22 protein-coding genes and 1 pseudogene are annotated in these 24,391 nt (G+C 40.4%); 19 read left to right on the forward strand and 4 right to left on the reverse strand.

Annotation, left to right across the window (positions count from 1 at the left end; translation table 11 throughout):
* Positions 1-7 precede the first annotated feature (7 nt).
* Positions 8-1,366, forward strand: a complete 1,359-nt coding sequence (locus tag DVW06_RS00310) for an MATE family efflux transporter (protein WP_005470468.1) — start codon at positions 8-10, stop codon at positions 1,364-1,366.
* 15 nt (positions 1,367-1,381) lie between these two features.
* On the opposite strand, the gene DVW06_RS00315 is transcribed toward DVW06_RS00310, so the two are convergent.
* From DVW06_RS00315 to DVW06_RS00325, 3 genes are read right to left on the reverse strand one after another with little or no spacing between them, the layout of a single operon-like run.
* A complete protein-coding gene (locus DVW06_RS00315) occupies positions 1,382-2,158 on the reverse strand; it encodes an ABC transporter permease (RefSeq protein WP_029486423.1) in 777 nt (258 codons plus the stop codon).
* 2 nt (positions 2,159-2,160) lie between these two features.
* On the reverse strand, positions 2,161-2,964 hold the full coding sequence (locus DVW06_RS00320) for an ABC transporter permease (protein ID WP_005470472.1): 804 nt from the start codon (positions 2,962-2,964) through the stop codon (positions 2,161-2,163).
* Positions 2,961-3,935, reverse strand: a complete 975-nt coding sequence (locus DVW06_RS00325; RefSeq protein ID WP_005470473.1) for an ABC transporter ATP-binding protein — start codon at positions 3,933-3,935, stop codon at positions 2,961-2,963. The genes DVW06_RS00320 and DVW06_RS00325 overlap by 4 nt, the downstream gene beginning before the upstream one ends.
* A 366-nt stretch (positions 3,936-4,301) precedes the next feature.
* Here DVW06_RS00325 and DVW06_RS00330 point away from each other — a divergent pair, with 366 nt between their 5' ends.
* From DVW06_RS00330 to DVW06_RS00345, 4 genes are all read left to right on the forward strand, one after another.
* The gene (locus DVW06_RS00330) at positions 4,302-5,708 is read left to right on the forward strand and encodes a hypothetical protein (RefSeq protein WP_003125538.1); all 1,407 of its coding nucleotides are present in this window, start codon (positions 4,302-4,304) and stop codon (positions 5,706-5,708) included.
* 287 nt (positions 5,709-5,995) lie between these two features.
* Entirely contained in the window at positions 5,996-7,303 is a 1,308-nt protein-coding gene (locus DVW06_RS00335; RefSeq protein ID WP_081131987.1) for a DUF3440 domain-containing protein, read from the forward strand.
* Between the two features lie 30 nt (positions 7,304-7,333).
* Positions 7,334-7,753, forward strand: coding sequence for a hypothetical protein (locus DVW06_RS00340; protein WP_003125541.1), 420 nt, complete (start codon positions 7,334-7,336; stop codon positions 7,751-7,753).
* Complete coding sequence (locus DVW06_RS00345; RefSeq protein ID WP_005470480.1) at positions 7,753-8,295, forward strand: IbrB-like domain-containing protein; 543 nt, start codon at positions 7,753-7,755, stop codon at positions 8,293-8,295. Before DVW06_RS00340 ends, DVW06_RS00345 begins: the two co-directional genes overlap by 1 nt.
* Before the next feature lie 135 nt (positions 8,296-8,430).
* On the opposite strand, the pseudogene DVW06_RS00350 reads toward DVW06_RS00345, so the two are convergent.
* Positions 8,431-9,000 (reverse strand): annotated as a pseudogene (locus DVW06_RS00350) (recombinase family protein).
* A gap of 769 nt (positions 9,001-9,769) precedes the next feature.
* On the opposite strand from DVW06_RS00350, the gene DVW06_RS00355 reads away from it, so the two are divergent.
* From DVW06_RS00355 to DVW06_RS00420, 14 genes are all read left to right on the forward strand, one after another.
* Complete coding sequence (locus DVW06_RS00355) at positions 9,770-12,262, forward strand: MucBP domain-containing protein (protein WP_237558995.1); 2,493 nt, start codon at positions 9,770-9,772, stop codon at positions 12,260-12,262.
* A 215-nt stretch (positions 12,263-12,477) separates the two neighbouring features.
* A complete protein-coding gene (locus DVW06_RS17320; protein ID WP_229073491.1) occupies positions 12,478-12,543 on the forward strand; it encodes a hypothetical protein in 66 nt (21 codons plus the stop codon).
* A 165-nt stretch (positions 12,544-12,708) separates the two neighbouring features.
* On the forward strand, positions 12,709-13,080 hold the full coding sequence (locus DVW06_RS00365; protein ID WP_137264295.1) for a GntR family transcriptional regulator: 372 nt from the start codon (positions 12,709-12,711) through the stop codon (positions 13,078-13,080).
* A gap of 3 nt (positions 13,081-13,083) precedes the next feature.
* Positions 13,084-13,932, forward strand: coding sequence for an ABC transporter ATP-binding protein (locus DVW06_RS00370; protein WP_003125549.1), 849 nt, complete (start codon positions 13,084-13,086; stop codon positions 13,930-13,932).
* Complete coding sequence (locus tag DVW06_RS00375; protein ID WP_081131961.1) at positions 13,932-14,588, forward strand: ABC-2 transporter permease; 657 nt, start codon at positions 13,932-13,934, stop codon at positions 14,586-14,588. The genes DVW06_RS00370 and DVW06_RS00375 overlap by 1 nt, the downstream gene beginning before the upstream one ends.
* Before the next feature lie 337 nt (positions 14,589-14,925).
* Complete coding sequence (locus DVW06_RS00380) at positions 14,926-15,378, forward strand: MarR family winged helix-turn-helix transcriptional regulator (protein ID WP_003125551.1); 453 nt, start codon at positions 14,926-14,928, stop codon at positions 15,376-15,378.
* A 183-nt stretch (positions 15,379-15,561) separates the two neighbouring features.
* The gene (locus DVW06_RS00385; protein ID WP_029486432.1) at positions 15,562-16,272 is read left to right on the forward strand and encodes a B3/B4 domain-containing protein; all 711 of its coding nucleotides are present in this window, start codon (positions 15,562-15,564) and stop codon (positions 16,270-16,272) included.
* Between the two features lie 358 nt (positions 16,273-16,630).
* Positions 16,631-19,405, forward strand: a complete 2,775-nt coding sequence (locus DVW06_RS00390; RefSeq protein WP_003125553.1) for a sigma 54-interacting transcriptional regulator — start codon at positions 16,631-16,633, stop codon at positions 19,403-19,405.
* Positions 19,406-19,488: 83 nt separating this feature from the next.
* On the forward strand, positions 19,489-19,908 hold the full coding sequence (locus DVW06_RS00395) for a PTS sugar transporter subunit IIA (RefSeq protein ID WP_005470492.1): 420 nt from the start codon (positions 19,489-19,491) through the stop codon (positions 19,906-19,908).
* A gap of 10 nt (positions 19,909-19,918) precedes the next feature.
* The gene (locus DVW06_RS00400; protein ID WP_029486434.1) at positions 19,919-20,389 is read left to right on the forward strand and encodes a PTS sugar transporter subunit IIB; all 471 of its coding nucleotides are present in this window, start codon (positions 19,919-19,921) and stop codon (positions 20,387-20,389) included.
* A gap of 17 nt (positions 20,390-20,406) precedes the next feature.
* Positions 20,407-21,192 (forward strand): PTS mannose/fructose/sorbose/N-acetylgalactosamine transporter subunit IIC, encoded by a 786-nt coding sequence (locus tag DVW06_RS00405; RefSeq protein ID WP_029486435.1) that lies wholly within the window; start codon positions 20,407-20,409, stop codon positions 21,190-21,192.
* Positions 21,176-21,997 (forward strand): PTS system mannose/fructose/sorbose family transporter subunit IID, encoded by an 822-nt coding sequence (locus DVW06_RS00410; RefSeq protein ID WP_137264377.1) that lies wholly within the window; start codon positions 21,176-21,178, stop codon positions 21,995-21,997. Before DVW06_RS00405 ends, DVW06_RS00410 begins: the two co-directional genes overlap by 17 nt.
* Before the next feature lie 12 nt (positions 21,998-22,009).
* Positions 22,010-23,059, forward strand: coding sequence for an SIS domain-containing protein (locus tag DVW06_RS00415; protein ID WP_029486438.1), 1,050 nt, complete (start codon positions 22,010-22,012; stop codon positions 23,057-23,059).
* Positions 23,060-23,069: 10 nt separating this feature from the next.
* Positions 23,070-24,074, forward strand: coding sequence for an SIS domain-containing protein (locus tag DVW06_RS00420; RefSeq protein ID WP_029486439.1), 1,005 nt, complete (start codon positions 23,070-23,072; stop codon positions 24,072-24,074).
* Positions 24,075-24,391: the final 317 nt, after the last annotated feature.

Here is a 24,391-nt window from a genome sequence, read left to right on the forward strand (position 1 = left end):
ACAGAATATGACTAAATTAAATGCAGATTTGCCAAAAGACATGCAAATCCAGAAACGAATCATTCATTTGGCATTGCCAGCAACTGTGGAGAATGTCTTGGAAACGACAGTGGGCTTTATTGACTCATTGATGGTTTCTAAAATCGGATTATTTGCTGTTGCAGGTGTTGGTTTGGCTAATGCAATATTGAATGTATATATAGCTATTTTCATTGCTTTAGGAATTGGGACATCTTCATTGATTTCACGAAGTATCGGCGCAAATAACCTAGAAAAAGCAAAGCAGATCGCTAAGCAATCGTTGTTGTTGGCAATCATCTCTGGTCTTTTTCTTGGAATTGTAAGTTTAGTAGCTGGATCTCAGCTTTTAACGATCATGGGAGCGACAAAAGAAACCCTTGATTCTTCCCTGCAATTTTTTAGTATTGTAGGGGGCGGAGCTATTGTTATTGCAACGATGTCTACTTTAGGAAGTATGCTACGAGCAATCGGAGATACCAAAACACCAATGAAAATCGGTATTATTACGAACGTATTGAATGTCGTAGTGGATTATGTCTTGATTTTTGGTGTAGGGCCAATTCCAGCTTTAGGTGTGATGGGAACAGCGTTAGGAACATTAATTGCCAGGTCGTTAGGTACGATATTACTTTATCGAAAAGTACAGCATTCTGTTATTGCTTTTCCATTGTTTACTCGATTGAATAAAAGTAGTTTCAATGAACTGTTGCGAATTTCTTTTCCAGCAGCGTTGGAGCGGTTAGTGATGCGTTTGGGACAGGTATTGTACTTTGGTCTGATCGTGGCGATTGGTGCCAAAACCTATTCAGCACACACCATTGCTGGCAGTATTGAAAGCTTTGTGTATATGCCTGCCTATGGGTTGGCGACGGCTGCTGCTACACTGACGGGAATGAGTATAGGAAAGAAAGATTATGATGAGACAAAACGAATTGCTTTTTTATCTGTAAAATATGGTGTGATTATTCTTAGTCTCTTAGGGATTGGACTATTTATTGGGTCTCCGATTGTTGCTACTTTGTTCACGAAAGATCCCGAAGCACTTCGTCAAATCGTGGTGGCTTTGAGGATCGATGCGTTCAATCAACCAGGATTAGCGATCAGTCTCATTCTAGCTGGCGTGCTGCAAGGAATGGGAGACACCAAGACACCATTGTATAGTACAGCGTTTGGGATGTGGGTGATACGAATAGTAGGTGTGATAGTGTTAGGCAATAGCTTGAATTTAGGGATCGCTGGTGTTTGGCTGGCAATTGGGATCGACTTGTACACTCGCTCGGCTTTTTTGTCCTATCGTTTTAAAAGAAATATCCGCAGACTTACGAAAAAAGGAAGCCCCGACTGAGGACTTCCTTTTTCATTACGAACCGGTAGAAACATACTTGCTCAGACCAAAGCGCCAAAACAAGAGGGCGGGAATACCAAATGGCAAGCATAGTAATGGAGCGAACGCCCACAGTGGCTGCTCCAGCCAACCAATGATAAATAAAAAGGGATAGTATTGAAACCAAGCCATTGGAATGACATAGGTCAAGATCCGCAAGACTTGTTTGCCGTAGATGCTAAATGGATAACGGCCAAATTCGCGGGCGCCGTCCGTGAAAATGTTCATGAATTCCAATCCCTGAAGGGTGAAAAAAGAAATGGCGGCATAAATCAAAAAGAGAAAAAAGAACAAGACGGCACCACAGAGAATCATCAAAGTCAGAGTCAGCACTTTGATTGGCTGCCAATCAATGCCGCTTGTTGGCAGTACATAGCAAAACAAGAGCAATGCTTGCAGGAGCCGACCAATGCGAGTGAATTCCATTTTAGCAGCCAGCACTTGAAAGACTAGCGGACGAGGCCGGACTAATGCTCGATCAAATTCGCCATTGGCGATCATTTGCGGGAATAGGTCGAAACCGCGGGCAAAACATTCCGCTAATGAAAAAGAAAAAAGGACTGTCGCAAAGCACAGCAGCACTTCCTCAAATGAGAAGCCATCCACTTGATGGAACTGGGAAAACATAAACAAAATTCCCAGAAAAGCGGTAAAGGAACCAAGGAATTGGCCTAACGCCGTCAAGAAGAACGAAACCTTATATTGCATTTGACTTTTCAAATGGATACTAAAATATTTCCAGTAAAGAGACATCTTCAACCCCCCTGTACAATCACTCGTTTTAACGCACGAGCCATCCAAAACTTGCCACCAGCTACCAATACCACCAACCAAAAGAGCTGCATTCCCAGCATCTGCCACAACGCATGTCCAACCAAATCCCCGCTATAAATCCGTAACGGGACATTTTGCATCGCGGCAAAAGGCAGCAATTCAGCGATTTGTCGAAAAGGCTGTGGGAAAAATGGCAACGGAATAATGGCGCCAGCGAGAAATTCACCGATTGCCCCCATCACAACTCGCACCCCGAGAGAAGAAAGGGTATAGAATGTCGAAATATAAATCAACATGGACACAGCCACTACGACGCCTAGACTTAAAACCAGCGACAGCATAAACAGCAGTATGCTCATCAGATTTTCTGGTAAGACCAAACGATAGGGCACTGGCAACAAAAAGACGATAGCAAAAATCGGCAGGCAGCGCAGCAAAGCTTTTGCACAGCGGTTCGCTGCTGATTGGCAAAACCAGCGGTCATAGAGATCCATTGGACGAGCCAACTCGTAAGCGATCGTTCCTGATGTTATGGCATCAAAAATCTCATTTTCAAAAAACCATAACATGAACAATGCTAAGAAAGCTTGCTGCATCCAGACATAAGAGACGGTTTGCTGAAAGGTCATTGGAAAAGCAGCTGGATCGGTCTGATAAAAGGCGCGGAAAGCGAAAATCTCCAACATGCCCCAAACGAATTGTGTCACCATTCCAGCGAATGCTGCCGATCGATATTGCAGACTATTTGTAAAACGGATGCGAAAAAGTGCCTGATACTTGTTCATATATGGTACTCCTTATACAACTTAGCAACCATTTCTTCTGCTGTGATACTGGAAACAGACAGATCAGTGATCTCCACTTGCTGGCTAAGCTGTGTGATAGCTTGCGGAACGGTCAGCTGATTTGGATCAATCGTTAGTTCCAATCGCCCGATTTCTGCTTGGGTTACAGTGACGCCTGCTGGAAGTGTCGGTGCGATTCCTAGATAATCGATCTGCAATGTTTTGGCGTCAGAGAAGCGTTGCTTCAACTCTGGCAATTGACCATCTAATAAAATTTGCCCTTTACCAATCAGTAAAATGCGTTCTGTCAATGCTTCAATGTCCTGCATGTCATGGGTCGTTAGGATGACAGTCGTTCCCTTTTCCTGATTACGCTTTTTGATGAATTGGCGCACTGCGATCTTAGACACCGCATCAAGGCCAATCGTCGGTTCATCTAGAAACAAAATCTTGGGATCATGGAGCAACGAAGCGGCAATCTCGCAGCGCATACGTTGCCCTAGACTCAAGGAACGGGCGGGGGTTTTCAACGTTTCGCTTAGATCGAGCAAAGTGACTAGCTCTTCCAGATTTTGCCGATAGACTTGCGGATCGACCCGATAAATATCACGAATCAGCTCGAAACTGTCGATGACTGGGACATCCCACCAGAGCTGACTGCGTTGACCAAAGACAACGCCAATGTCTCGGACATGATCGATCCGTTCTTTCCATGGAACGCGCCCGTTGATCAAGCACGTTCCGTCATCAGGTGTCAAAACGCCGCACATGATTTTGATGGTGGTACTTTTCCCGGCACCGTTCGGACCGATGTATCCGACCATTTCTCCTTCTTGAATCGTAAAGCTGATATCTTGTAAAGCGGGGATCGTTGAAACCTCTCGATGAAAGAGCGCTTTGGTAGCATTACGAAAACCACTTTGGCGTTTCGCGACTTTGAAGCTTTTGTTGAGGTGTTGCACTTGGATCATTTGGATTCACTCACTTTCTTTTTTGGCAAAAAACGCGACAAAAAGAGCATCCGAAAACACGAATACTCGCAACGAGTTGGTCCAAACGAACATGGTTGGGGCAGCGGTTCGTCAGCCAAACAAAAGTAACGCTAGTGTAGCATAGCGAATGATTGAATTCAATGGAAGAAAAGATATAAGTGATAAAAACGACATTCTAAACGAGCGATAAAGGAATAACGCCTTCGACTCTTAGCTTCTTTTTTTATGGAAAGCCGTGCGGTCTTTATATAGAAAAGGTATAATAAATGAGAAACGATCACTTGTACATGTCAATAGATCGTACCACAGATGAGTGATTGGTAGAGAGAAATAAGGAGGTTCCTGATGGTTCAACGAATCAAGAAATGGCTCGTGACGTTTGCACAAACGACCCCATTTCTTTTAAGTAATACGGTAATCGTGATTCCGTATTTGTTATTCCTAGGATTGAATGATGGCAAGAGTTGGTTAACGATTTTGCCGTTTACTTTATTTTATACATTACGGATGACAGGAATTTTTCTCATCCGCAGTATACGTTTGGGATTAGACAGTTATACACTGCTGATTGGTGCTTTGCTGATGGGTGGTGTTGGAGCCTTTGCTGGAGTTCTAGGTGTTTATTATTTTCCATTTTTCTATTTATCCGGTAGTCTGCTAGGGCTGAGTGCCTCTTGGCTAGTTCCAACGAATCGCACGGTCAATCTTCATGAAAAGAACTTGGGATTTATCAATATGACTCGTAAAAAAGTGCCTTTTGCATTGTTCTTACTGATTTTGTTGTTAGTGGTGATGGAATGGTCAGGCACAACGAAGCTGATAGCCGCATTTGGCTTGTATACGATGTTTTACGTCATGGCTTACCATACAGTTACCCACTATCCTAGATATAGCATCGACTTTAAGCAAATGAATTCAAAAGTGATCGCCTTTAAAGAATTACTTCTTTTTCTAATCTTTTTCTTGTTACTCTTTTTGCTGCGGAATGCACGTTTATTGGCAAATATCCAATTGCTTGATTGGGCGATTTATGGTTTCTTTTTCCTCTTCTTAGGTGCCGTATTTTATCTGGGACGAGCGAAGAAGCATTGGAAGCTGCCCTCATGGCTCAACGTGCTAACTTTTTTAAATGGCATGTTAGGGAATTTTGTTTTCTTATTTGGAGCGCTTTATCTAGGAAGTCTACATGGGACAGAGGCGTTGACTCGCTATTTGTATTTGCCTTATCTTGGAGGAATGATTTTGTCCATGATCTTAGGCAAACGTATTCTGCAAGGTAATTCTCCAAATACAGTTCCAGTTCTGCTTGGTGGTTTGGCTCTTTCATTGTTTGTGCTTCTTTTTCCACAAAGTTTTGTTCTTGGTTTGTTTTTATTAAGCTTTTGGCAATCTTTGACCAGCAGCTGGTTGAATCAACGGTATGCGCAGGAACCTTCTTTGCCTGTTGATCAGCGAATGATCGCCAAATTTACCACTCAAAATAAGGGGAGTGTCACGCATCAATTCGTCATGATGGCTTTTCTACTGATTATGACAACTCTCTTTGATCGCCCGATGAATATCTTGTTACAGCTATCGGGAAACGATCCATTGTCATCTCCAGATTTACACGTATTAAATGATGCCAAATGGTTGAATTGCGGTATCTTAATGGTTGCTGTCATCGTTGTGTACATCTTGTGGAAAAAAAACCACTCAACTGGAGAAAGTGACGAAACAATAAAAACGAACGATGATTTTCCATTGGAGTAAGGAAAATCCCACTAGACTAGCAACTAGTCCAGTGGGATTTTTACGTTTTGATAACCATTGGATTTTCCCAATCCGCTTAATTGATGATCCAGCTCAAGCAATGTCAGGGTTAGACAGACAAATTTTTTTTCCTAATCGAAAGAAAGAGTGGAAATATTTGGATGTTTATTTCGTTAAGAAGGATTCTGCAATTAAGAGGTAGGCTTGTAAGCAACCCCAATTCACTTTATAATGAAAGTGAATACATGCACAAATTCAATCAAAAATAAGTAAAAGAAGCGGGGTTTATGAAGAAATATTACGATATCAATGTGTTGGCAGCTGCTGAGGAACGTCTGACGTATATATTCAATACCTTTTCTCATGTTTATTTCTCTTTTAGCGGTGGGAAAGACAGCGGAGCAATGGTCCAATTAGCTGACCAAATTGCCCAAAAAAGTGGAAAAAAATTTGACTTGTTGATTTTAGACATCGAAGCCAATTATCGCTCAACTCGGAACTTTATGGAATCGATCAAACGGCTGAAAAGCGTTCAACAGGTCTATCATTTCTGCTTGCCATTTTATGAAGATAACACGACTAGTATTTTTCAACCTCAGTGGAAAATGTGGGATGAAGCCGAACGGGATAAGTGGGTCCAAGAAATGCCCAGGGATGCGATTTCGCTGTCAGATCTCGATGAATCAATGATGGAACTGTACCAAAGTGCGAATTTAAACCCAGATAAATTTCTGAAAAATTTTGCCTTTTGGTATGCGAATCATCATAAAGGCGAGCCGGTTGCCTGCGGCATCGGCATTCGTACCCAAGAAAGCTTGCATCGCTACCGGGCTATTTTAAATCGGAATTTCAATTATCAAGGACATTGCTGGATCAAGCATCAAACCAATCAAGGGGAGATTCTCAACTTTTATCCGCTTTATGACTGGAAGACAGAGGACGTCTGGGGGGCGTATGCGCACTTTGATTGGGAAATGAATGGTTTTTATGACAAGCTTTACACTTATGGAGTGTCCCTCTCCCAAATGCGGATTTGTCAGCCATATGGCCTGCAGCAACGAAAAGGACTTTCTCAATATGCGTTAGTCGAACCGGATACTTGGGAGAAAGTCGTCAACCGCGTCTCGGGCGCGAATTTTGGCCGCTTGTATGCACGGACTTCCTTGTTGGCCCATTACAATACTCAAAAACCTGCCCACATGACTTGGCAGGAGTACGCTGTCTTTTTGCTGGAATCGATTGGGTTATATTCCAAAAATCTGCAAGACCATTACTACCGTAAAATATCGATTCTGATCGCTCACTATCGGGACAAGTACGGTGTTCATGTAGAGGCGATCCCCGATGAAACCAAACGCAAAGAATGGCTGAAGAATGAAGTACTTTGGCATGACTGGAAGGGGATCGCGAAAGCATTGGAAAAAAATGATTTTTCTTTGAGTACCAGACAATACGCATTGACCAAGAAAGACGAGTCTGAACTCTATGCGTTAGCCGTGGAATTTGGTGCGGCATTAGGCATCGAACACCTGCCAAAATACCAATTGAAGAAGTTAGGAAAGACCTATGAACAATTGACCAAGAATCAGCCGTAATCAGTTATTTGCTGAAAGGATGTGGAGTAGTTGAAAGAACAACTGATCGTCTTTTTTCCACCATATAAGAAAGGACATTTCTATCAATTGATGGGGCCTTTCTTTGCTGAGCGAATCTACCAAAAGCAATTTCCCTATCTCGTTAATTCTGGGGATTGCCATTGGTATGTGATCGTGGATTCGCTGAATCAGGTGATGGGCTTCTCTTACTATGAAAAAAAAACAGCTCGCATCGAGATTGGCGAATTCTATGAAAAAGAGCCTGCTTCAGGCAGAAAAACTCTTTTGTTAAGAAAAATGCTGCATGACATCCGAAAAAAACATCCGGATCAAGAAATCACAGTCACAACGAGTCACCCTAACGAAGTGGCGTTGTTCCAGACAAAAGGGTTCACCGTTTTTCGCCAAACGAAGAACTATTATTTTCTCAAAAGGGAGTGTTCTGTTTAATGGAAAAAATTGCTTTTCCTGTGCTAGCTGTAAAAATGGTTCCATTGATTCAAATTCACGCCAATCACTACAATCCCAATAAAGTAGCGGAACCCGAGTTGGAACTTTTGGAGTTGTCGATTCGGGAAGACGGATTCACACAACCATTAGTCTGTTATTTTGACAACGAAAAAGAAGGGTACTTACTGATTGACGGCTTTCACCGCTATCAAGTGGCCAAAGAACGGTTGAACCTAAAAGAAGTGCCAGTGACTGTTATCGATAAGCCATTGGAACACCGTATGGCTTCCACTGTTAGACATAATCGAGCTCGAGGCACTCATGGTATCGAGAAGATGAGCAAAATCGTTCAACAATTAGTAGCAAGCGGATGGACAGATGATCGGATTGCCAAAGAATTGGGAATGGAGGCAGAAGAAGTCTTTCGTTTCAAACAAAGCTCCGGCTTAAAGAGTGCCTTTTCGAATCATCAATTTAGCCGATCATGGACTGATTTCGAAAAAAAATATTATCAGAAACAAGAAGAACCAGAGAATATTTGATTAAACACTAGAAAATTTGCTGTGTTAAAATTAGAAAAAAGACCATTGGATTACTCGTGATGAGCTTGCTTTCATCGTAAAACAATGGTCGTTTTTTGATGTGGTTTGCTGGGTTAGCGAAGGAAAGCCAAGTGATCAGCCTTGCAATGCTGATTGTTTTAAATAACGATAAAACGTTGCTTTCTTGACACCGGTCTTTTGACAAACTTCTGCTACTGAATAGCCCTACTCTTGATACAAAAGGAGAGCTTTTTGGATTAACTGAGGATCTACCTTGGGTCTACCACCAATGTTTCCTCTTGCCCGTGCAGAAATCAGCCCTTCTTTGGTACGTTCGACAATAATATCACGTTCAAACTGACTAAATGCTTGGAAAACGGTCATCATCAATTTCCCCTGCGGTGTCTGAGTATCAAAATTTTCTTTGACACTGATTACTTTCACACCTTTTTGTTCAAAAAAATATACCAAATCAATTAAGTCTTTGGTACTGCGGCCAAGACGGGAAAAGCTTTCGATGATGATTTGATCCTGTTGCTTCACGCGCTTTTTTAATTTGATCAACTCTGGCCGATTGGCCTGCGTACCACTAATCTTTTCTGTATAAATATTATGGCAGTTATATTTCTCAAGTAAATCCAATTGACGTGAAAGATCTTGCTGTCTTGTAGAGACTCGCGCATAACCATAAACCATTCCTGACATCTATATTCCTCCAGTTGAAAATTTTTCTTAGTGAAAGAATACCTTTTTTTGTACATGAAGTATATAACGTAAAATAACGAATTATTTTGTCTGACTAAATGAAAATTCGTTTTCAAACATCCTATTTTTCCCCACTCAGTTTTTTTCTTTGAAGATAGCAGATAAACCAAAACAATAATTGCTGAATTTGTTTGTCTAGAAGAGAGCAGGGCGTTGAGTAAGGACAAGAAAAAATGGCGGTCGTTAAGTTTTTTTTGCTATTTACGGAAATAAAACATTCTAAAAAAACAATCCTTGTCACATTGCTGTTTTTAAATATATCGGTTCGTTTGTTATGTAATCCCCTGAGGAAGAAAATGTTTTCTGCTGAAGAAGGGGAACATCACGTCAATTTTTTCACTAGGTAAAGAAAATATTGGTGGGTTTTATTTTTTTTGAGTTGTTATGATTAATCTCGAGAAATTTAAATTTCTCAATCTTTTGTCTCAAAAGCCTTCGTTTTTGAGACGCTTACTTATGGGGGACACACTTCATCTGCGCTGTCTAGAGACAAAGGATTTTTGTCTTTATACAAAGTCATTTGTCCGTTTTTTTATTTGCTTATTAAAAACGAAGATTTTTGATTTTAAAAGGTGGAAGGAGGAATGTGTCTAAAAAATAGACAATAACAAACGGTCGAATGTTAAACGAGTTTAAAAACGCAGTTATTGCTTATGTAGAGTAGGAAACGCATGGTTAAATTCGCTAGTTTATACAAAAGGAGGAAATGATGGAAAAAGTAAAAAAAATGGATCAACTGATTAAATTTCTAGTTGTCTTCTCCATTCTTTTATCGCATATTCCCGTAGGTATGGTTTATGCAGATGAGATCTCTCAATCCAATAATACCGTCGAATCAAATAGGCAAGAATCAGAACAAGTAATGAATCATCCTCTAGAGCGAAATAATCCCTTAGTCCAGTTAATTGCTAATCCGCCAGAAGGAGGAAATCCTCAACAATTTGTGAGTCCAACACCTACGGGATCGATCCCAGGTATAATGGCAAGACCCAATGTTAATTGGCGGTTTGTCAAGTGGAAGATTAGTAGCAGCATTGGGGTTTCTGTCAATGATGTTTATGCAGAATCTTCCTTGATCACGGTACAAGGAGCTGGTGAAGCAGTCATTCAAGCAATATATGAACGGATTCCTGGAGGAATAGTGACAGTTAGGCATGTCGATGAATCTGGAAATGAGATTGCGAATACCGTGCTTCTGAATGGCTATCAAGGAGAATCTTATACCGCAGAAGCCAAGAATATATCGGGCTGGGAACTAATGACAACTCCTCAAAATGCGGCTGGTACGTTTACTGGAGTTGACCAGACCGTCGTTTTTACTTATAAGCGAATTCCAGCCGGAGAAGTTCTTGTGAAATATGTTGATGAATCTGGAAATGACGTTGCGGAGAGTGCGACATTGACTGGTTATTACGGAGACACTTATACCGCAGAAGCTAAAACAATCGAAGGCTGGGAATTAATTACGGTACCCGATAATGTATCAGGAACGTTCTCGGATACGGGACAGACAGTTGTGTTCGTTTATCAGCGTCAGCTTTCTCTCTGGGGAACTGTTCCATGGGACTATGATGAAGTTTCAAAAACAATTACGCTTTATGGAGGGGTTGCTGGGCTTGTGGATGCAGCATCTTGGAAACTTCCATCAATGGCTACTGAATTTATTGTTGTTAAAGAAACGGTTGTCCTACCAGCAAATTCAGGACAATTATTTATGGGGGCATCAAATTTAAGGGCAATCGAAGGTGCGAATAAATTTGATACGTCTTCAGTTACTCATATGAACTGGATGTTTGGGAATGCAAGCTCCTTGGAAAGTCTTGACTTGAATCAATGGGATACATCCTCGGTAATTGAAATGACAGCCATGTTTAATGGCACGAGTTCACTTAAAGAATTGGCCATAGAAAATTTTGATACGTCCAAGGTAACCAATATCGATTATCTGCAAAATTTTTTACAGCATACGGCGGAATCACACTCAGGAACATTTATGCAAAAAGGCTTGATGGAGGGACAACGTCTGCTTCTTGAACAAAGTCGACCTGAAGCTGAAAAGATGTTTATCCATATTGGCGATGATAGTGCCAATCGCAGCTATTTACCTGCTGAAAATGCAACTGTGTATCCCAATACAGGAAAGATCAATGATTATAATGGTTATCATACTAGCAGCTATACCAAAGCTTTCCAAACAGCTAATCCTCAATACCATACAACAAGTAAGACTTCAACAGATAGTTTAGCAGTTCCAGTCAGCAGTCAAGTGGTGACTGATGAAACATTAGGAACGATCGTTGACATCAAGGAATCGAACTTTACGGTTTATTCAGTGGCAACGGCACCTTCGGCAAGGGGTGAATACATTGCCCGTAATCTTGCTACTGCACCGGCTAATTATTTGACGACGGACGAAAACCTTAGCGGTCTTGGTTCAGCATTGAAAGAAATTGCGAACCACATTGATAAAACGATTCCCAATGGAACGATCACAGACCCTATGGGGGAAGGAATCCTTTTACAAGGAGCCGGTACGTTTGATAATAGCCATTATCAATTGGTCGGGTGGCGCAAAAATGATCAAGGAGCATGGATCCAAGCTCCTGAAATTGTTGCAGCAGTTCAAGTAACTGAAGCTAATCAAACCATCTCTATCAGCAACATCGCGTTAGGTGAAAATGAAAAACTTACCCTAACTTATCAGGTTCGAATAAATACAGAATCCGCTGAGTTTCAAGGAGAAACATGGGTCTTGTGTAATGGACGTACGACATTAACAACAGGAAGTGATGGTGAATATTTAGATTTTCCTATTCCATCCATCAAGGCACCTGTCGTAGAATTGAAAATTATGAAGAAGTGGGTCAATGTTCCAGATGCTGAGATTCCTGATCAGATCGAATACCAAGTCAAAAGAACAACCACCGTTAGTGCTGAAAGTTGGCAAATGTCAGATAGTTTAACCTCGAATAAAGGCGAGGGCTATCAAGGAACACGCACAAAAGTCCCAGTTGAAGGCCAAAATGTAGTATTACCAAAGTACAATAACCAAGGGGAAGATTTCTTTTACACTGTCGAAGAAGTCAATGTTCCAGATGACTTTGAAAGTGCGGTAACCAATGAGGATGGTACCATCATTATTACCAATACTAAAAAAGAAACATCAAGTACGACAGAGCCAAGTGTCACAGAGCAAGCGTAACGGAGCCAAGTACGACAGAGCCAAGTGTCACAGAGCCAAGCGTAACGGAGCCAAGTACGACAGAACCAAGTACGACAGAACCAAACACAACTGATTCGTCCATATTAGGGACTCAGAACAATCAATCAGAATCAAGTCACTCTGCTGACTTAAACGCTTCAAATAAAACGAATGATAAAAAACTTCCACAGACAAATGATGAGAAGGCGAGTTGGATGCTTGTCCTCGGCATAATGATTGTGAGTGTTATAGGTGGGACAATTATCATACGCATGAAATAACTATCTATCTTTCACGATTAAATCGTGTTCTCAGCTAGGCTTTTGCCTAGCTTTTTTTGTTTATGTTCAGTAAAAACTCAAAAATTTTTTAATAAACAGTATATAACACTTGATAACAGTTGTGTACTGTTATATACTGTTTGCAACGAGAAGGGGGAAGAAAATGTGAGATTGATTATTAATACTTCCTTAATGGTGCCGATTTATGAGCAGATTGTCGATCAAATCAAAGGGCATATTCGATATGGGGAGCTGAATGAGAATGATCCGTTGCCATCTGTCCGCACACTGTCAAAAGAATTAAAGATCAGTGCTTTAACGGTCAAAAAAGCCTATGATACGTTAGAATCTGAAGGTTTTACAGTAACGGTTCACGGGAAAGGAACTTATGTAGCTGCTACCAATACAGAGCTTTTATTGGAAGAGCAAAAAAAGGAGCTGGAACAAGACTTGGAACAAGCAATTCTAAAAGGGCGACGTTGCGGGATTAGTGATGAAGAGATAAAAAGTTTGTTTGAATTGATATTGGAGGGTTGAAACATGTTGAAAATTGAGCATCTAAAAAAGCAGTATGATAATTTTTCTCTTGATTGTTCATTAGAAGTTCAAAAAGGTACTATCACAGGGTTGATTGGTCAAAATGGAGCAGGTAAAAGTACTACGTTTAAAGCAGCTCTTGGTTTAATTCCTTTTGACAGTGGGAAGATCACACTTTTAGGCAAGGATAGTAAAGAACTCACCCCAAAAGAGAAGGAAAAGTTAGGTGTTGTTTTATCCGATTCTGGCTTCAGCGGCTATTTAAGGATTAAAGATATTGTTCCGATTTTACGGACAATGTATAGCGAATTTGACGAAGACTTTTTTACCGAACAAATTCAGCGATTCCAACTACCAGTGGATAAAAGACTCAACGATTTTTCAACAGGGATGAAAGCAAAACTAAAAGTATTAGTAGCTATATCGCATCACGCTAAATTGTTGCTTTTAGATGAGCCGACAGCTGGCTTGGATGTGATTGCCAGAGATGAATTACTTTTGATGTTGAGAGAGTTCATGGAAAAAGATGAAGAGTGTGCGATTTTGATCAGTTCCCATATCTCTAGTGATTTAGAAACACTTTGTGATGATCTTTATATGATCCATGATGGACGAATGATCTTACACGAAGAGACCGATGTCTTGTTAAGTGATTATGCACTATTGAAAGTTGATCCGGAGCAATACAAAGAACTGGATAAACAATTTATTCTCCGATACAAAGAAGAAAGCTATGGGTATAGTTGTTTAACGAATCAAAAACAATTTTATATGGAGAATTTTCCTAAAATAGTCATTGAAAAAGGATCAATTGATGAAGTGATTATGATGATGGTAAGGGGGCGTGAATAATGACAGGTTTGTTGGTAAAAGATTTTAAATTGATGGCCACACAAAAAAATTTCTTTTTGGTTATTCTTTTGATTGTAATAGGAATGATCTCGTTTACAGAGGATGTATCATTCCCACTAGGTTTCTTAACCTTTGCGCTTTCTTTATTCACATTAAGCACTATCAGCTATGATGAATTTGACAATGGGTATGCGTTTTTATTCACTTTACCTATTACTCGAGTGGGCTATGTGCTGGAAAAATATTGTCTAGGATTCCTACTGGGATTTAGTTCATGGCTTTTGGCAACTTTCTTAGGATTGATTGCAACAGTTGTTAGAGATACTACTTCTCTCACTGAGATCTGGCAGATTGCAGCAATGATTCTGCCTGTTATGATCATCATCCAATCTATTATGATTCCCTTCCAACTAAGGTTTGGCGGCGAAAAGGGCAGAATTGCCATTATTGGTGCTGTTGGACTTCTGGTAGTCGCTGGTGTTGTAATTGTAAAAGGGGCAAAGCTCTTCTTTAATGTTGATCTGATTGCTCAATTGAACACATTGCCCATTGTCAGCATGGGAATGCTCTTTCTTATTGCATTAGTAATTGCTATGCTACTTTTGGCACTCTCTGTGAGGATCAGTATTTCGATTATGAAAAAGAAACAATTCTAAAGAGTTCTTTTTTGAATAAAAGAGAATACGTGTCAGAAAAACAGACAAAACGAACTGAGGGAAAAAATCAGCTAGTCTTTAGATAGAAGATACCTCTGACGGGTTCTAGTGAATGATCAATGGTTTAGCTCTATTCCTCCAAGCAATGAGCAAATGAAACAATCTTTGTTGTTAGTCATGTGGTTGGCGAAATATGATCAACTAGCAACAGAATGTATAAGTGATAAAAATATTTTTTAAAAGAGTGAAACATTGGTTTCGCTCTTTTCTATTCCGAAAAAATATTGCATTTGCAACAATAAAAAGGTAGGATAATGATAGAAGAGGAGAAAGAAGAATGAATGACATTTTACGAGAAATTGGCTCGATTAGCCGAATGCTTGATGCCATTGCCAATATTGAATTTAAAGAGTTAAAGCTGAACAAAGGGCAGTATATTTATTTGGTTCGTATTTTTGAGAATGAGGGGATTATCCCTGAACGATTAGCAGAGGTGATTAAAGTCGATCGGACAACGCTGTCAAGAGCTGTCCGAAAGTTGGAAGAGAATGGATTCATTTTAAAAGAATCCGATCCGTTCAATAAAAAAATCAAACATTTATACACAACTGAAAAAGGAAAGCATGTTGTGCAGTTTATCTTAAGAGAAAACGAATACTCGAACAAAATCGCTACCACTCAACTATCCGCATCAGAAATAGAAACGGTGTCAAATTTACTTTCAAAGATCAGAGAATCTATTGAATCGGATTGGGCGATTGTAAAGAATGGTGGAAAAAGAGACTACTAATTAGATAGGGCAAGAGAAATCGGCACTGTAGGATAGAAAATCGTTTTCTTTTTCAAAAATGTGATCAACCTTCCCTAGTTTAAAAGGACAGGTTTAAATAATGATCAACTTTTGGAATCAATTGGCGGAACTAGCAAATATTGTTTTGCCGCTTTTTATTAATACATTTGGAGTGTGAAAGTAATGAAGAAAATAGTAATTGATCAAGCATTCTGGGAAATCTTTCCCCAAGCACAAATTAGTTGTCTCGTTGTGAAAGGGATCGACAATTCAATAGATCCTGCAAAAGAAAGTTATTTTACGGAATTGCTGGAAAACGGTAAGCGCGAAGCTAAGCGATTCTTAACGAATGCAACCTTCAGTGAAAATCCAGTTGTCCAAGAATGGCGGGAAGCTTTCCAAAAATTTAAAACAAAAAAAGGTGCCCGTTCTTCCATAGAAGCATTGTTGAAGCGTGTCAATCAAGATCGAACTTTTTTTCCAATCAATCCATTAGTAGATCTCTACAATAGTGTCTCTATGAAGTATGGGATGCCTTTAGGTGGAGAAGATTTGGCTGCAATCGCAGGTGATTTACACCTTGGACTAGCCAAGGGTGGGGAGTCATTTTTCCCATTAGGCGCCGAGGCGGATGCGCCAGCTCTAGCAGGAGAATTGATTTACTATGACGAGCAAGGAGCCATCTGCCGCTGTTTAAATTGGCGAGAAGCGCAACGCACGATGTTAAAAGAAGAGACCGTCAACGCAGTATTGTTCATTGAATCAATCAATGAAGAACAACATTTACGGGCTGATGCCGCAATGGCTGAGTTGAAAAAATTAGTCGAAGACTACTTCAAAGTCGAAACCAGCCTATATACCTTGAGCCGGGATCATACGGAAGTAACGATTTAAGAAAGGAATAGAATGCAATAAGTAGAGAGTATTGTAAAGGAATAAAAAGGGAGGACTTGTTGCGGAACCGTCAGCTTTGATGATTTACTTTAGATTGCAAGAAATAGAGGTATCTATGAAAATGAAAAGAGTCTCTAGCGGAAGGGCAAGATCTGTGAACGGTCTAAAAAAAATGTGACTGCCTTGAGTGATTTTTATTGGATCATAAATTTTATGCTAAGGACTCTTTTCAAGATGACCTATAGTCGAGGGAAATATCCTCGAAATTATTCATTCCAAGCAACTTCCTCTGTCACCTCTTGGCTTTTTAAGAATCGTAAGCTATGATAAACGGAGAAAGAGGACAAGGAGAACAGCGATGAAAGAACAATTACTTGCTTACTTGCAAAACCAGACGGCTTTTTTCTCTGCAGAAAATGTAAGCGATATCTTTACAGCGAAAGATATTGCCGAGAAGTTTTCAGTCAAGAGAAACACGATCAGTCACTATTTGAATCAGCTAACGGAAGAAGGTCATTTAGTGAAAATTGCGACCCGACCCGTTTATTTTTTTCATAAGCAGGCATTTGAGAGCCAAAACTACCCCTTAACACAAAACGTATACGAGAGTCTGGCTGCTGTTGCGGCGGAAAAACCTTTTTTTGATCAAAAAGAAGATTTCTTTTCCAGTGTGATCGGCAGCAAAGGCAGTCTGGCAGAAGTCATTGAACAGATCAAGATGGCCGCCTTCTATCCAAATGGTGGGCTTCCCTTCTTACTGACGGGGGAAAGTGGGACGGGGAAGAGTTTTCTGGTAAAAATGTTCCATCACTATTGTGTGGCCAATGAATTATTGGAGGTCGATGCGCCTTTGATCACCATCAATTGCGCACAGTACGCCAACAACCAAGAGCTATTGACTAGTAATTTATTTGGACATGTCAAAGGGGCTTTTACCGGCGCAGAGGAAGATCGTGCTGGTGCTTTTGAAGCAGCAGATGGCGGTGTCTTGTTTCTCGATGAAGTTCATCGGTTGAATGCTGAAGGACAGGAAAAATTATTCACTTTTCTGGATCAAGGTGTCATCTATCGAATGGGGGATACAAGACGACCAGTCACGGTGGATTGTCGGTTGGTGTTTGCAACGACAGAAGATTTGAAACAAACTTTTCTAACAACTTTTTTGCGGCGAATCCCGATCCAAGCGACATTGCCTGCTTTGGAAGAACGAACGATTTCTGAACGGAAGCAACTGATCTTGCAAGCATTTTTTGAAGAGCAAAAGCGCATCGGTTTGCCGTTAGAACTCTCACCTCAAGTGATCGAAATGTTAACGACGAGTCATTTTTCTGGGAATGTCGGTGAATTGAAAAGTACGATCAAGATTATTACTGCCAAAAGCTATACTGCTAGTCTAAAGCGGAAAGCCAAAAAAATAGCAGTCACGGTCTATCATTTACCAGAACATTTACTGCAATTGACAGATGAACCCAATGAGTCAGCGACGACGCAATCGATTCTTATCGATGGGCAAACGCAAATCCAGCAGCTGACTGCCGAAAGTGAGCCAGAACAACAAAAGATCATTCAAACATATGAACAGATCCTGCTCAATTATGTCCAGGCAGGACAGGATTTTACAGCTGCAGCTGATCCTATTTCTAAAGTGATTGAAAGACTATTCGAAAATTTATTGTTTGATCATAAGCAAGAACAAAAGCAGCGGACGATGATTTTTGTGACCGAGCATGTCCAGCGAATGATGGAACAGATTGAACATTCCTTCCAAATCAGCTTTAACGGCAGCATGGTTTATACGATCAGTTATTATTTATGGCTGCGGCGAAATGTGGAGTGGCTGCCGGATGATCAAGACAAACTTTTATTGACAGAGAACCTACTGAAGAGCGTTAAAAAGCATTATTCGACAAGTGATCGCTACACCGAAAATCTGTTAGGGCTAGTACAAAAAGCATTGGATATCGAGTTAACCAGTATGGATCGCATTATCTTTACACTCTATATCAACGATATGGGGTATACCAAAGATTCATTGCTTCCGAGAAGTATCATCGTGGCTCATGGCTACGCAACTGCCAGCAGCATTGCGAATGTAGCGAATCGTTTGTTGAATGAATCGGTTTTTCAGTCTTTCGATATGCCATTAGATGTCACGCCCAAGCAAATTGCAGAAAGGGTCACCGCATATATTCAAAAAAATGATGTATCTAATGGACTAGTGGTCTTGTTCGACATGGGTTCGTTGAAAGAAATCTATCAGTATATTCCAGAATTGACGGTTCCAATCGTCATGATGAACAATGTAACGACAAGTGTAGCCATCGCTGTGGGGGAATGTATCCAGCAAAATGTTTCGCTGAGGGAAATTCCAGAACGGGTAAATGCCTACAGTCAAAATGAATGGGAGATTATTCTTCCGCAAACGAAAAAAGAGAAAGTTGTCATCACAACGTGTTCAACAGGGATTGGAACTGCGGTTCAAATCTCAAATTTATTAGAAAAGAGCATTCCAGATCATTTACAGATTCGAATTCTCCCTTATGAGTTCAATCAGTTGGAAAATAGGGAACATGTCAAACAGGCTTTGACATCGTATGACATTGTTGGTGTTGTAGGAACCAACAAACCTCGTCAAGAGCTGGCTCCTTTTATTTCTTTAGAAGAACTGATTTCTGGCGCAGGTACAGCAGTGCTATTAAGTTGGCTGAAAGAAGAATTGGATGAAGAGATGATTGCGTATGTGAACAATCAATTAGTAAGAAACTTTTCGCTGGATCGAGTGATTCAATCTGTGACGATTCTAGATACAGAGAAAGTGATTTCTCAAATGGAATTCTTTGTGGGGAATCTGGAACGTATATGGCAGCAAAGAATCACTAATGACCGCAAGCTTGCGTTGTTTGTCCATACAAGTTGTTTGATCGAACGACTGATTCGAAATGAAGCCATTGAGAATTATCATGCCAGCGACACACTGCTTCAGTGTCATGAAAAACAGCTGAAAGAGATCAAAAAGGCGTTTAGTGTCATTGAAAAGGTTTACAGTGTCGCGATACCAGAATCTGAAGTTTGCTATATCTATGATGTTTTATTTGGAAACACTGATTCTTCAATGGTTGAAGCGGATTTTTAATCGATAAGGAAAGCGTGCCACTTTTTTTGGCACGCTTTTTGCGTTTAATAAAGTGTAACTTGGCGCAAAGAGAGGTGAAAGCAGTGGAGCAAATCATTATTTTAGCATCACACGGTAAATTTGCATCAGGAATCTTGCATTCTTTAGAACTTATTTGTGGAAAAAAACAATCAGTCATTGCCATTGATTGTTATGTTCAAGAAGCATTCGATCTAACAGCAACTATAGATACACTGATGGAAACCTATAAACAGCACGAAATGATCGTTATCACAGATATTTTCGGTGGCAGTGTGAACAATGAATTTTTACGTTATATCCAACAACCGAATTTCTACTTGATCGCAGGATTGAATTTGCCATTGTTGATTGAATTGACAACACAACTTCAAGGAGGAGGTGCCATCTCAGAAACGATCCACCAAACGTTGGCTAATTCGAAAGATATGATCCAGTTCTGCAATGAGAGTGTAGCAAAAGAAATCGAAGAAGAAGAATTTTAGGAGGAACGACATGATTATTTTGACACGAGTCGATCACCGACTCTTACATGGACAAGTTGCATTTTCTTGGACGCAAAGCTTAGGGGCAGATTGTATCTTGATCGCCAATGATGATGTGCCGACAAATGACATTCGTAAGACAACGATCAAACTAGCTAAACCACAAGGCGTTAAGCTAGTAATCAAAACAATCGAAGATTCTATTCATGCGTTGAAAAGCGGTGTGACCGATAAATACAAGTTGTTCATCGTGGTGGAATCCATTGAAGATGCCTATAAGTTAGCGGAAAACTATCCAGAGATCACTAAAATCAATTTGGGCGGGATCAAAGCCAAAGAAGGCACCAAGAATATTGGCAAAGCAGTCAATGTTTTACCGTTTGAAGAAGAACTTCTGAAAAAAATGGTTGCTAAAGGAATCGCTGTCGATATCCGGCAAGTACCTTCAGATAAAAAAGTCGCTGTCGAAGATGTTTTATAAAGAAAGGAGTAACAGAGATGCTGCAAGCAATATTACTTGGAATTGTTGCATTTATCGCGCAATCTGAATATGCATTAGGAACGTCATTACTGTCGCGTCCTATTGTTACTGGATTGTTTACAGGAATCGTATTAGGGGATGTCAGCACCGGAATCATTATGGGTGCAACACTGGAACTAGCGTTTATCGGCTCTTTTTCTGTTGGTGCGTCTATTCCGCCCGATGTCGTAACTGGTGGGATTCTTGGTACAGCCTTTGCAATTACAGCAGGAGCAGGAACGGAGACGGCTTTATTGTTAGGACTCCCGATCGCAACATTGACACTTATCTTGAAAAATGTTTACTTGGGACTGCTCATTCCTATGATGAACCAAAAAGCCGATTTGTATGCGGCAGATGGTAACTACAAAGGTGTGGAAAGAATGCACTTATTGGCAGGTTTTGGCTTATCACTGATGTTGGCTCTTGTAGTTACGATTTCCTTCATGGTAGGCAGTAATACGATTAGTAAATTGTTGGATATGATTCCGGCCTTTGTTCAGAACGGTTTATCAGTAGCAACTGGCTTGATCCCAGCCCTTGGATTTGCCATGTTGGCTAGGTTACTGATCAATAAACAAGTTGCTCCTTATTTCTTTTTAGGGTTTGCATTAGCAGCTTATTTAGAGCTGCCTGTTACAGGAATTGCAATCTTTGGTGCGATAACAGCCGTTGTAGTTGTGAATCTAAGAAACATACGCGGACAAGGGCAATCTGTTCAAACGACTTCAGGGGAGGTACTAGATGATGATGAAGACTTCTAATGAGAAAACCGAAATTACCAAAAAAGAATTGAATCGTGTCTTCTGGCGTTCGTTTCAAATGGAGTTCTCATGGAACTATGAGCGGCAAATGAACCTGGCTTATGTCTATGCGATGATTCCGATTTTAAAGAAACTTTACAAAACAAAAGAATCGATGGCCGATGCATTGAAACGTCATCTGGAATTTTTCAACACGACCCCTCATATCGTGACACTTATTTTAGGAATCAATGCAGCGATGGAAGAAGAAAATGTGAATGATCCAAATTTTGATTCCTCAGCGATCGATAACATCAAGACATCCTTGATGGGACCTTTAGCTGGGATTGGGGATTCCTTCTTTTGGGGAACGTTACGGCTGATCGCCACTGGAGTAGGAACTTCATTGGCTTTACAAGGAAACATATTGGGACCGATTCTCTTTCTGCTGATTTTCAATATTCCTCATTTACTGTTTCGTTATTTTGCTACTGGTTGGGGATATAAGCTTGGAACAGGATTTTTAAAGAAAATCCAGGAAAACGGTATGATGGAAAGCTTAACATACGGTGCCGCGATCATTGGATTGATGGTCGTGGGAGGAATGACAGCTACGATGATCGATATCAATATCCCGTTACAGATCGGTTCGGGTGAAAATGCTGTTACAGTACAAAGTATCTTTGATGATATCGTCCCGAAAATTTTATCATTAGGTGCGTTTGGGGTTGTCTTTTATCTGCTGAAAAAAGAAGTCAAGCCGTTGATTATTCTGCTTGGATTAGCAGTAGTTGGTATTTTGGGATCCTTGATTGGACTTTTTTAAGGAGGAATTGTTGTGGCAACGATGATGGATTATATTCAGGAAGAGCAAGAAACATTAGTTGAGATATTGCAAGGATTTGTTCCTAAAAAAGAAGAAAGAAGATTAGCGATTGAACATTTAATGATTTTGGCAACAGGCTCTTCTGCCAATGCCTGTTTAGCAGCAAAGTACGCACTGGAGAAGTTGGCGCAGATCACTGTCACGATCGAGGAACCATACCACTTTAATCATTATGGTCATCTTTCAAAAGAAATTGAGACAGTTCTGGCGGTTTCTCAAAGTGGAAAAAGTGCCTCGACAATAGATGCCGTGGCGCATTTGTCAGAGCAAGGTCTTTACACCATCGGTTTGAGCAGTGATCTCGAAAGCCCCCTTGTGCAAAAAGTAAACGAAAGAATTGATTTAGGAACCGGGATCGAGACCGTTGGATTCGTGACGAAGGGATATGTCGCAACGGTATTGCAACTCTATCTGTTAGGCGTATCGATTGGCTACAGCAAAGGCTTATTGTCCGATGACCAAGTGTCGATTATCAAAAGCCAGTTAGAGAAGATGATTGAGGCCGTTCCTCAAGTCATTGATAAAACGATAGCTTTTTTTGAGAAAAACGTCAGTACTTTTAAACTAGCCAATCGGTTTGTGACAATTGGTTACGGTCCAAACTGGGGAACCGCAAAAGAATTTGAAACGAAATTTACCGAAACTGTTCGAGTACCTTCTCAAGGCGTGGAATTAGAAGCGTATATGCACGGTCCTTATCTTGAAGCAAACCATGAACATGTGCTTTTCTTTATTGAAGCGCCAAGCTCGAATCAAACAAGATCTCAGTTATTGTGTGATTATATGACTTCTCATGTGGGGAAAGCTTATACAATCACTGTAGCAGCAGCGGCTGACTCCGATACACTTGGGCTGGATGTTGCATGTGAGGAACTTTTTTCTCCGTTGCTCTTAGTTATTCCGTTTCAAATTTTCTCCTATCTTGGGGCAGCTGCTAAAGGAATCGATTTAAGTAAACGTATTTTTGACGATTTTGATCAAGTGTTAAAAAGTAAAATTTAGAGGTGGAAAAATGCTTAAATTTAATGAACAACAACAAATTGATGATATCCAAGGAATGTTAGACTTGCGCCCAGAAATTGAAAAGTTGGTCGACACCCTTGACGAAAAAGGCTATGATGCGATCTATTATCTAGGAATTGGCGGCACGTATGCTTCTGCTATGCAAGCAGTTACTTATATCAATGGAAAAAGTGATCTGCCTGTTTATGTCCAACATGCGGCGGAATACTATACAACAGGGAACCGTCGCTTGACAAAAGACTCATTAGTTATCTTGTCATCTGTCACTGGTACGACACAAGAAGTGGTAAAGGCTGTCGCAGAAATCAAAAAAGTAGGAGCGACATTGCTAGGATTTATTGATACAAAAGGCAGTGTCTTGGCAGAACAGTGTGACCATGTCATCACGTATCCTGCACCAGGAACAGAACAAATCAAATTCTTTATGGTTGCGGATCGTTTAATGAAAAATCATGGGGATTTTCCTGATTACGAAGAGTATTATCAAGAATTGGATCAGCATCTAGCAAAAGGATTAGTAGAAGCAGAGAAACAAGCGGATGAATTTGGCCGATCGTTTGCGGAAAAACATCGTCATGATGCGATGCACTATTTCATCGGTGCGGGAAATCAATGGGGTGCTGTTTATTCTTACGCTATGTGTTACTGGGAAGAACAAAGCTGGTTGCGTTCTAAATCAATCCACGCCGCTGAATTTCTTCACGGGACGTTGGAAATCGTTGATGAAACAACCCCTGTGACCGTCTTTTTAGGCGAAGATGAACAGCGGCCATTATCAGAAAGAGTAGCTAAATTATTGCCAAGAATTTGTGGCGACTATACATTGATCGACACGAAAGACTATCCTGTTTCAGGAATCAGTGAGAAATATCGTGGCCGTGTACTGTCTCATTTATTGATGCATTGCGTGACACAACGTATTGATGCCTATGTCGAGCAAATGAATTGCCACCCAATGGAGATACGACGCTACTATCGCCAGTTTGAGTATTGATAGCATACAGACCTTAGATAACTCTTATAAGTTTCAAAGAAACGAGGCATATAACGCTTACTTCATAATGAAGAAGCAGGAATAGATTCAATTATGAACAAGCGGCCTACTGGTCAATCTACTCAGGATTGATCGATAGGCCGTACTTTTTTGACTTGTTAAGAGGTCTATGTGTTTAGCGATTGAAGATATATTAATAGACAAATAGAAGCGAAGGCTTTTTTCTTTTTTCTAATAAATTTTCTATTTAAATCACTTTGTCACAGGTGATTTTTGTTTTTAATTGTGCATAGTGTAAATGATAGACGTTTCTTCCT

The organism is Enterococcus sp. ARL09-542 (assembly GCF_005234805.1).
Taxonomy (GTDB): Bacteria; Bacillota; Bacilli; order Lactobacillales; family Enterococcaceae; genus Enterococcus_D; species Enterococcus_D gallinarum.